The sequence below is a fragment of the Citrobacter sp. C5_2 genome (assembly GCF_014596845.2).
In the GTDB taxonomy this organism is placed as follows: Bacteria; Pseudomonadota; Gammaproteobacteria; order Enterobacterales; family Enterobacteriaceae; genus Citrobacter; species Citrobacter werkmanii.
This window is the reverse complement of the sequence record NZ_CP115032.1, coordinates 2011119-2024753: the sequence shown is the minus strand read 5'-3', so window position 1 is coordinate 2024753 and position 13635 is coordinate 2011119. Positions and strand designations below refer to the sequence as shown.

Below are 13635 nucleotides of genomic sequence, written 5' to 3'. Positions count from 1 at the left end.
TTTGCGAGCAAAACGATGATTAAGTGGCCCTGGAAAGAGCAAGAAACAGCCCGAAATGACGACTGGCCCTGGGATAACGCCCTGGCTATTCCGCTTCTGGTGAATCTCACCGAGCAAGAACAAGCCAGACTTATCGCCCTGGCCGAGCGTTTTTTACAGCAAAAAAGATTGGTAGCACTTCAGGGGTTTGAGCTGGACCCGCTAAAAAGTGCGCGCATTGCTCTGCTCTTCTGTTTACCTGTTCTGGAATTGGGGATCGAGTGGCTCGATGGGTTTCATGAAGTTCTCATCTACCCTGCCCCATTTGTTGTGGACGACGAATGGGAAGACGAAATTGGTCTGGTACACAATCAACGTGTCGTTCAGTCCGGGCAGAGCTGGCAGCAAGGTCCGATAATTCTCAACTGGCTTGATATTCAGGATTCCTTTGATGCCTCAGGCTTTAATCTGATCATTCATGAAGTCGCGCATAAGCTGGATATGCGTAATGGCGATCGCGCCAGCGGAATTCCGGCGATTCCTCTGCGAGACATTGCCGGCTGGGAGCACGACCTGCATGCCGCAATGAACAATATTCAGGATGAAATCGATCTGGTAGGGGAAACCGCATGCAGTATAGATGCCTACGCTGCAACCGATCCGGCCGAATGCTTTGCCGTATTATCCGAGTATTTTTTCAGCGCACCTGAATTATTTGCTCCACGATTCCCGGCTTTATGGCAGCGTTTCATCCTGTTTTACCGCCAAAACCCAATGCAACGGTTACGTGATAACCCCGAAGATGACCATTATCGCTCATCAAATGTGCATTAACACTGAATTTGAAGATTAATTAACCAATTGAAATGACGCGCTAATTTTACTGTTGACACCTCAGGGTGAGGTCAGTAATATGCGCCTCGTTCACACGATTCCTCTGTAGTTCAGTCGGTAGAACGGCGGACTGTTAATCCGTATGTCACTGGTTCGAGTCCAGTCAGAGGAGCCAAATTTAAGAAGCCTGCTTAAGGAAACTTGAGCGGGCTTTTTGCTTTTCAGGCTTACATAAAAGCATCCTGCATAAGCGTTCTGCCTGTTGTACCGCCCCTATTTCATGTCGCATCACACCATTGATTAAAGTTATGTAAATGTAAATCGTTTAAACTTTGCAATTATTGTAACTGCTAGTGATTATCATTTATTGTACGCGAGCCAAAAGAACGAGCCCTGCTCGGTTCACTGTACGTTCCAATTACTCTGGGATATAAACGATGAATGCTCTGCCTCGCACCGGACTGCGCCGTATCACGCTTGCCTCTGCCCTGGTCTTCGCTGTTAGCCTGCCGGCTTTCGCCCAGGAAACATTAACGCTTTACACCACCCGTGAACCAGGTCTGATTCAGCCGTTACTTGATAGCTGGACAAAAACCAGCGGCATCAAAGTCAGTACGGTTTATATCAAGGATGGCATGCTTGAGCGCGTTAAAGCGGAAGGCAAAAACTCCCCTGCCGACCTGCTGATGACCGTTGATGCAGGCAATCTCCTCGATCTCGTGGAAGCCGGAGTGACCCAACCGGTAGAGTCAGAAGCGTTGAAAACCGCGATTCCAGCCAACCTGCGCGGTGCGGATAATCAGTGGTTTGCACTTTCTATGCGCGCTCGTGTGCTGTATGCCGAAAAATCAATGCCCATTGATAACTGGCATTACGAACAACTCGCCAGCCCGGAGTATAAAGGTAAAGTCTGTATCCGCTCCGGGCAGCATCCGTATAACACGGCGCTGATCGCTGCGATGATTGCCCATCACGGTGAAGCTAAAACCGAAGACTGGCTGCGCGGCGTGAAGGCTAACCTGGCCCGTAAAGCCACCGGCGGCGACCGCGACGTTGCCCGCGATATCCTCGGTGGAATTTGTGATATCGGTCTGGCTAACTCCTATTACGTCGGCCATATGAAAAATGCCAAAGAAGGCAGCGATGCTCGCCAATGGGGCGATGCCATCAAAGTCGTAAAACCAACCTTTGAGAATGGCGGCACGCACGTCAATATCAGCGGCGCTGCCGTTGCCCGCTATGCGCCAAATAAAGCCGATGCCGTTAAGCTGATGGAGTATCTGGTTTCCGCGCCTGCCCAGCAGCAGTATGCGAAAGCGAACTTTGAATATCCGGTACTGAAAGGCGTAACGCTTGATCCGGTTATCAGCGCCACCATCGGTGAAATTGATGTCGATAAGACACCGTTAACTGAAATCGTGAAGTATCGTAAACAAGCTAGCCTGCTGGTAGATAAAGTTGGATTCGATCAATAAACCTTTGCAGTTTCCAGCGTTACGCGGCCTGGTTTCCGGGCCGCAGTCATTATTAACGCCGTTGCATCTTGGCGCGCTGTGCGTGGCGCTTGGCGTCCTGACCCCCGTCATTGCGCTGATCTGGCAGGCTACCCAGGCCGATTTATCTCACTGGGATAATCTCCTGACGTGGGTGTTGCCTGCCGCGTTAAAAAATACCGTACTGTTGTTAGCGGGTGTCGCCGTGATGGTCGGCGTCATTGGCGTAGGTAGCGCATGGGCGGTGACGGCATGGGATTTTCCTGGACGCAAAATTCTCGGTTGGGCGCTACTGTTGCCGCTGGCGATGCCGACCTACATCGTCGCCTTTGCCTGGCTCGATCTGCTGCATCCGATTGGTCCCCTGCAAACCTTTATTCGTTTCTTACTGGGCTTTGACAGCCCACGACAGTTCCGCCTGCCAGATTTACGCTCTCTTTCCGGTGCAATAATTCTGCTCGGCTTAGTACTTTATCCTTACGTGTACCTGACCACCCGCGCCATGTTTATCAGCCAGCCGGCTCATTTACTGGAAGCCGCACGTACGCTGGGATGCAGCGCGACCGGAACTTTTTTTCGCGTTGCCCTCCCCATGGCACGTCCGGCCCTGGCCGTTGGCATCAGTCTGGCATTGCTGGAAACGCTTAACGACATCGGCGCGTCGGAATTCCTTGGGGTACAGACGTTAACTGTTACCGTGTACACCACGTGGATCTCGCGCTCCGATTTATCTTCAGCGGCGCAAATCGCCTGCATGATGCTGATGTTTATCTTCTTTATTCTGACGCTGGAATTTTATGGCCGCAGAAAACAGGGGTTCAGCAGCCGCAGTCTGCGGGAAATTCAACCCACGCGCGTGCAGGGTTGGCGCGGCTGGCTGCTTGGTGCCGTTATTTCGCTGCCGGTTGTGCTGGGTTTTCTGGCCCCGGTGCTGTTTTTAATGTGGGAAAGCGCCAAACGTATCGGCGATGACAATCTTCTCTCCCCCTCGTTACTGTCAGCATTACAAAATACGCTCTTGCTCGCGGCGGGAACCACGCTGGTGGTGGTTTGCGTCAGTATGTTGGTAGCCTGGAGCGCACGCCATAGCGCTGCAGACAACGCGATGCCGGGGTTTCGCCGTGGCGTGATGCGTCTGGCCTCTTTAGGCTACGCGGTTCCCGGCACAATCCTGGCGATTGGTTTTTTAACGCCGGCCATGGCGGTTGACCGTTGGCTGGCTGACTTGCTGGATGTGCGTGGCCTGCCGCTGATGTCAGCCGGGATCCTGCTGGTCATTTGTTGCGCCATGCGTTTCCAGGCGATTGCCATCGGCGCGCTGGATTCCGGTCTGGGACGCATTCCACCTTCGCTGGAGCAGGCTTCCCGGCTGTTGGGCGAGAATGGCGCGGGCACGTTTGCACGGGTTCATTTCCCTCTACTGCGCCCGGCGCTGATAAGCAGCGCCCTGCTGGTTTTTGCCGACGCGATGAAAGAGCTACCCACAACATTGCTTTTGCGTCCGGTTAACTTCGAAACGCTGGCAACATTGCTGTATGCGGAAGCCGCTCGTGGAACTTATGAAGAAGGTGCTATCGCCGCGCTAATGATTGTTTTAGCTGGCACGCTACCGGTTATTTTATTGGTGCGTCACCAAATGACTCGCCGGGGTTAAGAGAGTAACAATGTCAGAAATTGCATTACGCCTCCAGGATGTGCACGTTGCCTATGGCAACAGCCAGCAATCGGTACTGAATGGATTTTCAATGTCGGTACGCAAAGGGGAAATCGCCTGTCTGTTAGGGGCTTCAGGCTGCGGAAAAACCACGGTTCTACGCGCCGTTGCGGGGTTTGAACGACTGCGAAGCGGAGAGATCTATGTGTCTCAGCATCGTGTTGCCGCTCCCGGTGTTCATCTCCCGCCTGAAAAGCGTCATGTCGGCATGGTTTTTCAGGAATATGCGTTATTTCCGCATCTGACCGCGCACCAAAATGTCGCCTTTGGATTACGCCGTATGCCGCGTGAAGAACAGCAGGCCCGGGTGGCGGAGCTGTTAAAAATGGTGGAATTACATAGCCATGCCAACCGCTATCCCCATGAACTTTCCGGCGGTCAGCAGCAGCGCATCGCGCTCGCGCGTGCGCTGGCACCGCATCCGGAAATCCTGTTGCTGGATGAGCCCTTTTCCAGCCTTGATAAGCGCACGCGCGAGCGTCTTGGCAACGAGGTACGGGATATTTTGCGCGCTGCCGGGCAAACGGCACTGCTGGTTACCCACAGCGAACACGAAGCGCAGCTAATGGCAGACCATATCGGCGTGGTAAAAATGGGGCAGTATCAAATTAAAAAAGCGCCCCACCTTATCTGACGATAAACCTGGGCCGCTTTAATATTAAAAATGCTGCTGAACCTGGCTGATGTTCACCGGCATACCGGAACGTCTTTCCAGGGCCTGATTCCCGCGGTTCACATCCACGCCACTCCCGCTGATAAATGTGCGCAAAGCGGGAGTGATCGGCAAGGGAACCTTTCTGTCAGACTCGTACTCAGAACGATTTCGTGACAGCGGCTCATGCACTTCTACCCAGCGACTGCCGTCTGGTTCCTCGCTGTATTTCACCGGGCGGTCAATCAGTTGCACACGCGTCCCAACCGGCACCGTGTCAAATAAGTACTTAATATCGTCATTACGCAAACGGATGCAGCCCTGGCTCACCCGCAGACCAATACCGAAGTTAGCATTAGTGCCGTGAATGGCATAAAGCCTGCCGATATAAATCGCATACAGGCCCATCGGGTTATCTGGTCCGGCAGGCACAAACGCGGGCAAGGTTTCCCCACGTGCGGCATATTCCCGTCGGGTATTCGGCGTCGGCGTCCAGCTCGGCGCTTCCTGCTTACGCTCGACCGCCGTCACCCAGTTACGCGGCGTTTCTCTCCCCGCCTGTCCAATGCCAATCGGCAAAACTTCAACCGTGTTTGTACCCGTAGGATAGTAATAAAGACGCATTTCGGCGACGTTGATAACAATGCCTTCACGCACGGTATCCGGCAAGATCAGTTGCTGCGGCACCACCAGCGTTGAGCCAGACTTAGGCAGAAAAACGTCTACGCCGGGATTGGCCTCGAGCATATTGCTCAACCCCTGCCCGTACTGCGCGGCAAATGCCTCCAGCGGCTGGGTGTTTCCGGGCGGGACCGTAATCGTCAGCGGGCTACCTACCAGACGACTACCTTCTGGCGGCAGCGGATAGCTCACCGCGTGTGCTACCTGACTCGCAAGCAGCATGATGAGTGAACAAAGCAGTTTTACACGACGCATCTTTTTCCTTTCCGTTGCCGCAGCAGATATCCGGTAATTATAGCTTTTATTATCTGTTTTAGTGGGTTACGAATTCAATGCGCAAAAATAAACCTCGCCATACGGCGAGGTTCAGGGGGCACGTAACTATGCTTCTTTACCATCCGGTAGCACAATGTTGCTGGCGGCTAACTGCCCCATGTTGTGGTACATCGCGCAGGCTGCCTCAATAATCGGCATCGCCAGCGCGGCCCCGCTGCCTTCACCTAAACGCATCCCCATATTCAGATACGGATCCAGCTCCAGATGCGCCAACGCAGTGCGGGCCCCCTTCTCAGCAGAGAAATGTGACGGGATCAGATAGGGTTTAATCTGCGGTGCTAGCTGGCAGGCCGCCAGCGCAGCAGAGTATGAAAGAAAACCATCCAGCACGACCGGCAGCCCACAGGAGGCCGCGCCCAGCATCACACCCGCCATGCCAACCAGATCAAATCCACCCACTTTTGCCAGTACATCGATACCGTCATTGCGATCCGGTTGATTGACGGCAATGGCTCGCCGCACAACCTCTACTTTATTACCTACTCTGGAAAGCGGCAGGTTAGCGCCGATGCCCACCACATCTTCGGCATCGCTGCCGGTCAGCACGCTGACGATAGCCGCCGCGGGCGTGGTATTTGCCATACCGAGTTCACCCACGCCAAACAGCGTTACGCCCTCTTTCGCCAGTTCATGGGTATAGCGAATAACTTCCAGCAGCAGTTCCTCTGTCTGCGAACGGCTCATTGCCGGGCCCTGGGCAATATTGCCGCAGCCGCGCGCGACGCGCATATTCACCACGCCGGGGATAAGCTCCGCGTCAATTCCCACGTCAATGACATGCACCTTTGCCCCAGCCTGAGCGGCCAGAACGCAAACGCCGGTCGTCCCGCGCGTCATATTGGCGGCCTGAATAGCCGTGACCACTTTAGGCGAAACGGCAACCCCTTCATCCCAGACGCCATGATCGGCGCACATCACCAGCATCGCTTTGTCCTTCACATGCGGCACACCTTTCAGGCCAGGCATACCAGCCAGTTGCACGGCAAGAGATTCGAGCCGACCCAGACTTCCCGGCGGCTTTAGTAAGCCATCAATATGCTGCTGAGCACGCAGCATCGCGGCACTGTCAGGTGAAGGGATCGCGTGGAGTAAAGAGGTTAAAGTCTGCATAAGGGTTCCAGTATGTTGGCTGACTCAAAGCAGAGCCAGCAAGAATATCAACTCGCCAAGTTCAATGGCTGCGCCCAACGTATCGCCGGTTTGCCCACCCAACGTACGTTTTAATAACTGCCCAAGAATGAAAATCGCCACCATCGTGACAGCCATCGCTGCTACGCCGCGCATGCCTGGAAGCAGCACAGCGGCCAGGATTGCCGCCAACCCCAGTGTGACGCAGGTTTGACGCCCGGTAACTTTGCCGATAAAGACATTGCCCAGCCCTTCTTCGCGGGCGTAGCGATGTCGATACATCAGCAAAACAGCGCTACCCCGCCCGGCGACACATGCCGCAGCCAGCGCCGCCAGCATTGGCGTGCCACGTAAAGCCAGTTCGCTCACCACCAGCACTTTGGCCAGCAAAACGAAAATTAACGCCAGCCCGCCATGGGTTCCCAGGCGACTGTCGCGCATGATTTCCAGCATCCGTTCGCGTCGACGGGCAGAAAAAATACCGTCACAGGTATCCGCCAGACCGTCCAGATGAAAACCGCCGGTCAACAACGCCAGCGTCAATACGGCAAATAAGGCTGCCAGTGGAGTACCACACCAGGGCTGCAGCGCCATAAAGACCAGCCCCGTCAGCCCGCCCAGCACCACGCCTATCAGGGGAAACATCACGATACCGCGCGAATAGTGCTCGAAATCCAGTCCTTGCGACCAGCGAGCAGGAACGGGCAAGCGGCTGATAAAAGAAAGCATTGCCCAGAACAACTTACTCATTTAATTTTGACTCCAATTCCTGATACCACCAGCCACACCTCATCAGCTGCCGTCGCCAGTCTCTGGTTCACGCGTCCGGCAATATCGCGAAAATGCCGGGCCAGACGGTTCTCCGGAACGATCCCCATTCCGACTTCGTTAGTCACCAGGATCACCGTTGCCGGGCAACGGTGACAGGCAGCAATCAGCAAACGGATCTCATCCTCGATGGACTGCTCCATCGCCGCGTAATCCCAGCTATCCGGGTCGCTGTCACCGCCCAGAGCGAACAGCAGATTGGTCACCATGGTGGTGATGCACTCCAGCAAAATGGCTTCCTGAGGATCGTTTGTTGCCGTAATCAGTTCATCGAGATGTTGCCAGCGCTCGGCAGTACGCCAGTGCGCAGGGCGTCCATCGCGATGATGCTGAATGCGCGCCGCCATCTCCTCATCAAAAATTTGCGAAGTCGCGATATACAGAACGTTTGGGGAATCAGCGATTAGCGCTTCCGCATGTCGACTCTTGCCGCTTCGTGCGCCGCCCGTAACCAGAATCATCATACGGGCTCCCGGTGTTGCTTCATGATGGTATAAATTTTCTCAATATCGATGTGTTGCCGCATCGCATCCGCCAGCAGATCAAACTGCTGCGATTTATATTGCGCGTAATGGAAGGTGGAATCCAGCGGTGCTAATCCTTTGCGTACGCGCAGGCCATTCACCAATGCACGGGTAAATTCATCGCTGTCGAACAGACCGTGAAGATAGGTGCCGAACGCCAGGCCATCCGGTGTTATCGCGCCGTCAGCCACATGTCTGCCTTCTTTGCGCAGCGTCATCACCGACTGGCATGCTTCGGATAATGCCGTTTCGCCCATATGGATTTCATAACCGCGAATGGATAAGTCTGCCGCGCCCGCCAGCCAGTCGGGCAGCGAAGAAGACATTTTCCCCTCAACCAGGGTCGTGGTTTTATGCTGGGCAAAATGGGTCACCGTATTAAGCAAGCCCAGACCCGGCAGCGTACCGAGCCCTGATTCCACCTCATCAATGATGGTGTCGCCGAGCATTTGGTAGCCACCGCAAATCCCCACCACCGGAACGTTATTACGATGCAATTGCACGACGCCATGCGCCATTCCGCTTTCACGCAGCCACACCAGATCGCCCAGCGTGTTTTTGCTGCCTGGCAGAATCACCAGATCGGCCCCTGCCAGTTCTTCAGGCTGGCGAACATAGCGCACGCGCACATCCGGTTGTGCCGCAAGCGCATTGAAATCAGTAAAATTAGAAATGTGCGGGAGTTGAACAACGGCAATGTCGATGTCGCGTTTGTCAGTACGCAAATACTTGCCCTTTTGCAGCGCCACGCCATCTTCATCTTCCAGATCAACATCCAGCCATGGCATGACGCCCAGCACCGGAACGCCGGTCAGCGCTTCAATTTGCTCGATACCGGAATACAGCAGCGCCACATCACCGCGAAACTTATTAATTATCACCCCTTTTACCCTGGCGCGTTCATGGTCATGCAGTAGCGCCAGCGTGCCGTAAATAGAGGCAAACACGCCGCCGCGATCGATATCGGCCACCAGAACGACCGGGCATTGCGCCATCTCAGCCATACCCATATTGACGATATCGCGATCGCGCAGGTTAATCTCAGCGGGGCTTCCCGCGCCTTCCAGCACCAGCACATCGAACTCCTGCGCCAGGCTGTTATATACTGACAGGATCTGCTCACGCAGGCGCGGCTTATACTCGTGGTAACTCACCGCATCCATATCGGTCGCCAATTTGCCCATCAGCACAACCTGCGCTTTACGATCGCTGGTCGGCTTAAGCAGCACCGGATTCATACGCACATCCGGCGTAATGCCGGCCGCCTCAGCCTGAAAAATTTGCGCGCGGCCCATCTCTTTACCCTCTGGCGTAATGCCCGAGTTCAGCGCCATATTCTGTGATTTGAACGGCGCGGTACGCAGTCCGTCCTGGTAAAAAATTCGACACAGCCCGGCGACCAACACGCTTTTACCCACATCAGATGCCGTTCCCTGCAACATTATTGCCTGCGTCATGACGCCTCCTTCAGTGCGTTCTCTCGCATACGACTAAAAAATTCAGCCTCTGTTTTACACAGCGGGAAACCCAGCTCAGTATGCAGCTTTACCAGCCAGGGCTGAGTCAATCCAGCTTGTTCAATAAGATCCGTCCGGGCGAAAACCTCACCCGGCGTGCCGTGCGTCAGCACTTCGCCCCGGCGTAAAACGTAAACTGCATCGCTGACCTCATAGATAAGATCGATATCATGGCTGGAGATAACCACGTGGTTTCCTTGCGCTACGATGCGTTTGATTATCTCAATCATCTGCGTGCGGCCTGATGGGTCAAGGCCTGCAGTAGGTTCATCCAGTAGCAGATATTGCGCCTGCAACACCAGCGCACCGGCAATCGCCACGCGTTTTTTTTGCCCGTGGCTTAAACACTGAATAGGCTGATGGCGAAAATGCTGGGCATCAACCAGCGTGAGCGCATCTTCCACCCGACGTGAGATTTCAGCTTCATCCACCCCAAGGTTGCGCAGACTGAACGCAATATCGCTGTCGATATCGGTATAAAAGATTTGCTGATCGGGATCCTGAAATACGGTTGCCACCTGCTGGCGCAGCGCCAGCAGGCCGCGCTTGCTGTAATCCAGCGGTTTGCCCTGCCACATCACCGCGCCTTGCTGTGGTCGCAATAACCCGCTCAGATTCATAAACAGCGTGGATTTCCCGCAGCCATTGGCCCCTACCAGCCCGGTGACGGCATGCGTAGAAAAGTCCAGCGTTAGCCCTTTGAGGATCGGGTCATCCTGATAGCGAAACCAAAGCGCTGAAGTGGCAAGCATACTTTTCCTTACAGGTGAAAATCACCTTGATACAGTTTGATATCCAGTGTGGTGGTCATTTGCTGGTAGCGGATCAACACACGGGTAAATAACAATCCCACCAGCATCGCCAGCGAGCGGTAGCCCAACGGCAAGCTACGATAACCAAAACGCAGCGTTTGCGCGCGATGAATAGCCAGCGCCTCGTCTAACAGGATAAAAATAAACCGCCAGGTCAGCAGGATCTGTTCAGTCAGCAGGCGAGGAACGTGTGCGCGTTTGAGTAAAATAATCAACTGCGGAAACGGCAGATTCAGCACTAACCAGAAGGTTGCCGCCAGCGCCGCAAGGCTGCGCCAGAAGGTTTCATTGGCAGTGACCAGGCCTGGCGCGCTCACGCCTAACCAATAGCTTCCTACGGGGATACTGGCCAGCAGGGTTTGCGGATCGCGGCTAAAACTAAACAGGATGGTCACAACACCAACCGTCAGAAAACCAAACGGCAATGCCATCCAGCGGCACCAGCGCCAGAAGGAAATGCGCAGCAGCCAGCAGCTCAGCGCGGCAATCAGTAACAGCTCGATACCCTGCCCCAACGGGGGCAGGGTAAACGCCAGAATCATCATCATCAGCCAAAGCAGAAATTTCCGCACCGGCGAGACATGAAACCAGCGGCTTTGATAGCTAAGCCTGTCAAGCCCGGTCATCACGGCGTTGTCTGCCCTTGGTGTAACCCAGAATGTAGAAAATTACGGCTGCGCCCAGCGACCCCTGGAGCGTAAACAGCAGGCTTTCAATTTCGCCACTTGCCGGTTCGTACAACGGCTGGAACCACGGCTCATAATGCGGGGCGATAGCCTGAATCTGGCTTTCCGCCTCACCGTCTGAACCACCGTACTCTCCACCGTGGTTGATAAAGAACGGCAGGATCACCAGCGCCACCACCATGCATAACAAAATCAGCGTCTTTTTCATCGTTAATGTCCTTGTGCGGTTATCAACTGGCGTTTGGTTAGCTGGTCATAAATCATTACGGTGAGCAGACCTTCCGCAATCGCGATGGGGATCTGCGTCAGGCAGAAAATGCCCATGAATTTCACAATCGACCCCATTGCGCCTGCGGACGGATCCGGGAACGCAACGCCCAGTTGCACCGAGGTAACAAAATAGGTGACGAGATCCGCCAGCATGGCGCACAGGAAGACGCAGACATCCCGGCGTAGCCCCGCGCGGCAGGCCATTTTCCACACCATGTAACCTACTACCGGGCCAATCACCGCCATCGACATACCGTTGGCGCCGAGCGTCGTTAAACCACCGTGCGCCAGCAGCAAGGCCTGGAACAGCAGGACGATTGCACCGAGAATAGCGACCACACCCGGTCCGAACAGGATAACCGCCAGGCCGACACCAGTCGGATGCGAGCAGCTTCCGGTAACGGAAGGAATTTTCAGCGCCGACAGCACAAAAATAAACGCGCCGCAGAGGGCCAGTAACACTTTTTGGTGGCTGTCTTCCTGGACGATTTGACGCAAGCGCACTAATCCGTACCACAGGCAAGGTAAAAACAGCAGCCACCAGGCCAGCGCCCACATTGGCGGCAAGAAGCCTTCCATAATGTGCATGGCGAACGCTTGCTCAGGGACAATCATCAGTAATAGCGCCGCAGCCAACCCGCTGAAAGACAGCTGTTTTAGCTGTTGTTCAAGCTTCATTGTGCATACTCCCACTGTTTATTAACCAGAATGGTCGAGAAATAAGGCAGCGGCTGGTCGTCGCTGACTTCGTTGAGATGACGCCAGCACTGCTCACCCGGCAGCGTGGCTTCAGACATCATCAATGCGCAATTCAACAAGCCCTCTTGTTGCAGCAACGCTTTGATGCGCGCAAAACGACCGTATACTTTCATCAGCACCAGGCTGTCATGCTGCTTTAACGCCTGCTGGATTTCCGCTTCCGGCGCGGTACAGGAGACCACCGCCAGCGACTGTTGCTCCATGGCGAGCGGCGTTTTCGAACGCGCGGCAATCGCGGCAAAAGAAGTCACACCCGGAACGATTTCCAACCAGTCAGGACAGCCAATACGCTGGAGTAAAAAGACCCAGGTACTAAACAGCATGGCATCACCAAGGGTAATAAAACCAACCTGTTTACCGGCCTCCACTTCCTGAACCAGCGCGGCGGCAACCTCATCCCAGACAGCCTCTTTTTCAGCGCTGTCGGCACTCATCGGAAAATGGCAGCAGCGGACTTCGGTCTGCTCGCCGATATACTCCCGCACGATCGACAGCGCCAGGCTATCGCCGCCTTTACGCCCGGCAGGCGCATAGAGAATATCGAGCTGACCCAGCGTGCGGGCGGCGCGCACGGTGATGAGATCGGAAGCGCCTGGCCCGGTGCTTAACGCGTACAGTTTTCCGCTCATGCCGCTTCCTCCAGCGCCACATTCAGCGCCTGCTGTAAATGCGCCACAAACATGGCGCGCACCGCCGGATTCTCACCCAACCCACTGAGCCACGGCGTAGCCCGTATCCCGGCCGCATTAAACAATGTCTTCCACGAATCGTCTTCGTCGGAGGCCATATCATTGATGGCATGGTCGCCAGCAACTAACATCAGCGGCATCAGATGCACCGCCGTCACCCCTTCCTGAGACAAACTATCAATTAACACATCCACTTCCGGGTAGCTTTCCACCGCCCCGACCCGCGCCGGGTAGCGCTGCGCTGTCATCATATGGTCAAGACAGGCATAAGCGGCAAAGGCATGATGGCTGGCGCCGTGCCCCATAAACACCACTTTTTCTTTTTCGCCAAGCGGCGGCATCTGCTGTTGTAGCGCCAGCATCAGCTGCGCGTAATCTTCATGGCTGCTCAGCAGCGGTACGCCGAGCGTCAGGCGAGAAAACAGCGGACGCATACTTTGTACTTCGCGGACAATTTTTTCGTATTCGTCGCCGTTGATGATGTGCAGCGATTGAATAGCCACATCCTGATACCCCTGCTCTGCCAGCTTTTGCAGCGCCTGCAACGGCGTGTCGATATCAATGCCGTCACGCTGCTTGAGCTTGCGGATAATCATCCCGGAGGTAAACGCACGGAACAGGTCACGATCCGGGCAACTGGCCGCGAGATCGCGCTCGCAGGCCACAATATTTTTCTCACAGGTGTCGTGATAGCTGGTGCCAAAGCTGACCACCAGAAGCGCCTTTTTCATCT

At 54.9% G+C, this 13635-nt stretch carries 15 protein-coding genes and 1 tRNA gene; 5 read left to right on the top strand and 11 right to left on the bottom strand.

Annotated elements, in window-relative coordinates; translation table 11 throughout:
* Positions 1–15: 15 nt before the first annotated feature.
* The 5 genes from mtfA (at position 16) to ICA20_RS09710 (ending at position 4654) form a co-directional block, all read left to right on the top strand.
* Positions 16–813 carry a DgsA anti-repressor MtfA gene (gene mtfA, locus ICA20_RS09730; RefSeq protein WP_038641617.1) on the top strand — a complete coding sequence of 266 codons (798 nt, stop codon included), beginning with the start codon at positions 16–18 and terminating at the stop codon, positions 811–813.
* Positions 814–912: 99 nt separating this feature from the next.
* A tRNA-Asn gene (locus tag ICA20_RS09725) sits at positions 913–988 on the top strand.
* 262 nt (positions 989–1250) lie between these two features.
* Positions 1251–2288 (top strand): extracellular solute-binding protein, encoded by a 1038-nt coding sequence (locus ICA20_RS09720; protein WP_038641620.1) that lies wholly within the window; start codon positions 1251–1253, stop codon positions 2286–2288.
* A complete protein-coding gene (locus ICA20_RS09715) occupies positions 2272–3960 on the top strand; it encodes an iron ABC transporter permease (protein WP_038641621.1) in 1689 nt (562 codons plus the stop codon). The genes ICA20_RS09720 and ICA20_RS09715 overlap by 17 nt, the downstream gene beginning before the upstream one ends.
* A gap of 10 nt (positions 3961–3970) precedes the next feature.
* The gene (locus ICA20_RS09710; RefSeq protein WP_038641624.1) at positions 3971–4654 is read left to right on the top strand and encodes an ABC transporter ATP-binding protein; all 684 of its coding nucleotides are present in this window, start codon (positions 3971–3973) and stop codon (positions 4652–4654) included.
* A gap of 24 nt (positions 4655–4678) precedes the next feature.
* On the opposite strand, the gene ldtA is transcribed toward ICA20_RS09710, so the two are convergent.
* The 11 genes from ldtA to ICA20_RS09655 form a co-directional block, all read right to left on the bottom strand.
* Entirely contained in the window at positions 4679–5608 is a 930-nt protein-coding gene (ldtA, locus tag ICA20_RS09705) for a L,D-transpeptidase (protein WP_038641626.1), read from the bottom strand.
* A gap of 126 nt (positions 5609–5734) precedes the next feature.
* Positions 5735–6799, bottom strand: coding sequence for a nicotinate-nucleotide--dimethylbenzimidazole phosphoribosyltransferase (gene cobT, locus ICA20_RS09700; RefSeq protein WP_038641629.1), 1065 nt, complete (start codon positions 6797–6799; stop codon positions 5735–5737).
* A gap of 24 nt (positions 6800–6823) precedes the next feature.
* Positions 6824–7567, bottom strand: a complete 744-nt coding sequence (cobS, locus tag ICA20_RS09695) for an adenosylcobinamide-GDP ribazoletransferase (protein WP_038641631.1) — start codon at positions 7565–7567, stop codon at positions 6824–6826.
* Positions 7564–8109 (bottom strand): bifunctional adenosylcobinamide kinase/adenosylcobinamide-phosphate guanylyltransferase, encoded by a 546-nt coding sequence (cobU, locus tag ICA20_RS09690; RefSeq protein ID WP_038641634.1) that lies wholly within the window; start codon positions 8107–8109, stop codon positions 7564–7566. Before cobU ends, cobS begins: the two co-directional genes overlap by 4 nt.
* The gene (locus tag ICA20_RS09685; RefSeq protein ID WP_038641636.1) at positions 8106–9626 is read right to left on the bottom strand and encodes a cobyric acid synthase; all 1521 of its coding nucleotides are present in this window, start codon (positions 9624–9626) and stop codon (positions 8106–8108) included. The genes cobU and ICA20_RS09685 overlap by 4 nt, the downstream gene beginning before the upstream one ends.
* Positions 9623–10438: an energy-coupling factor ABC transporter ATP-binding protein gene (locus ICA20_RS09680; protein ID WP_038641638.1), complete on the bottom strand. Its 816-nt coding sequence runs from the start codon at positions 10436–10438 to the stop codon at positions 9623–9625. The genes ICA20_RS09685 and ICA20_RS09680 overlap by 4 nt, the downstream gene beginning before the upstream one ends.
* A gap of 8 nt (positions 10439–10446) precedes the next feature.
* Positions 10447–11124 (bottom strand): energy-coupling factor ABC transporter transmembrane protein, encoded by a 678-nt coding sequence (locus tag ICA20_RS09675; protein WP_016156861.1) that lies wholly within the window; start codon positions 11122–11124, stop codon positions 10447–10449.
* A complete protein-coding gene (locus ICA20_RS09670) occupies positions 11111–11392 on the bottom strand; it encodes an energy-coupling factor ABC transporter substrate-binding protein (RefSeq protein WP_038641640.1) in 282 nt (93 codons plus the stop codon). Before ICA20_RS09670 ends, ICA20_RS09675 begins: the two co-directional genes overlap by 14 nt.
* 2 nt (positions 11393–11394) lie before the next feature.
* On the bottom strand, positions 11395–12132 hold the full coding sequence (cbiM, locus tag ICA20_RS09665; RefSeq protein WP_038641642.1) for a cobalt ECF transporter S component CbiM: 738 nt from the start codon (positions 12130–12132) through the stop codon (positions 11395–11397).
* Entirely contained in the window at positions 12129–12842 is a 714-nt protein-coding gene (locus ICA20_RS09660; protein ID WP_038641643.1) for a cobalt-factor II C(20)-methyltransferase, read from the bottom strand. Before ICA20_RS09660 ends, cbiM begins: the two co-directional genes overlap by 4 nt.
* Positions 12839–13633: a sirohydrochlorin cobaltochelatase gene (locus tag ICA20_RS09655; protein ID WP_038641645.1), complete on the bottom strand. Its 795-nt coding sequence runs from the start codon at positions 13631–13633 to the stop codon at positions 12839–12841. The genes ICA20_RS09660 and ICA20_RS09655 overlap by 4 nt, the downstream gene beginning before the upstream one ends.
* Positions 13634–13635 lie beyond the last annotated feature (2 nt).

What these genes read in the sequence shown, in the direction of transcription:
- cbiM (WP_038641642.1), bottom strand. Translation starts at nt 12,132, where the DNA reads ATGAAGCTTGAACAACAGCTAAAACAGCTGTCTTTCAGCGGGTTGGCT.
- cobT (WP_038641629.1), bottom strand. Translation starts at nt 6,799, where the DNA reads ATGCAGACTTTAACCTCTTTACTCCACGCGATCCCTTCACCTGACAGT.
- ICA20_RS09710 (WP_038641624.1), top strand. Translation starts at nt 3,971, where the DNA reads ATGTCAGAAATTGCATTACGCCTCCAGGATGTGCACGTTGCCTATGGC.
- ICA20_RS09720 (WP_038641620.1), top strand. Translation starts at nt 1,251, where the DNA reads ATGAATGCTCTGCCTCGCACCGGACTGCGCCGTATCACGCTTGCCTCT.
- ICA20_RS09675 (WP_016156861.1), bottom strand. Translation starts at nt 11,124, where the DNA reads ATGACCGGGCTTGACAGGCTTAGCTATCAAAGCCGCTGGTTTCATGTC.
- cobU (WP_038641634.1), bottom strand. Translation starts at nt 8,109, where the DNA reads ATGATGATTCTGGTTACGGGCGGCGCACGAAGCGGCAAGAGTCGACAT.
- ICA20_RS09680 (WP_038641638.1), bottom strand. Translation starts at nt 10,438, where the DNA reads ATGCTTGCCACTTCAGCGCTTTGGTTTCGCTATCAGGATGACCCGATC.
- ICA20_RS09685 (WP_038641636.1), bottom strand. Translation starts at nt 9,626, where the DNA reads ATGACGCAGGCAATAATGTTGCAGGGAACGGCATCTGATGTGGGTAAA.
- mtfA (WP_038641617.1), top strand. Translation starts at nt 16, where the DNA reads ATGATTAAGTGGCCCTGGAAAGAGCAAGAAACAGCCCGAAATGACGAC.
- cobS (WP_038641631.1), bottom strand. Translation starts at nt 7,567, where the DNA reads ATGAGTAAGTTGTTCTGGGCAATGCTTTCTTTTATCAGCCGCTTGCCC.
- ICA20_RS09670 (WP_038641640.1), bottom strand. Translation starts at nt 11,392, where the DNA reads ATGAAAAAGACGCTGATTTTGTTATGCATGGTGGTGGCGCTGGTGATC.
- ICA20_RS09660 (WP_038641643.1), bottom strand. Translation starts at nt 12,842, where the DNA reads ATGAGCGGAAAACTGTACGCGTTAAGCACCGGGCCAGGCGCTTCCGAT.
- ICA20_RS09655 (WP_038641645.1), bottom strand. Translation starts at nt 13,633, where the DNA reads ATGAAAAAGGCGCTTCTGGTGGTCAGCTTTGGCACCAGCTATCACGAC.
- ldtA (WP_038641626.1), bottom strand. Translation starts at nt 5,608, where the DNA reads ATGCGTCGTGTAAAACTGCTTTGTTCACTCATCATGCTGCTTGCGAGT.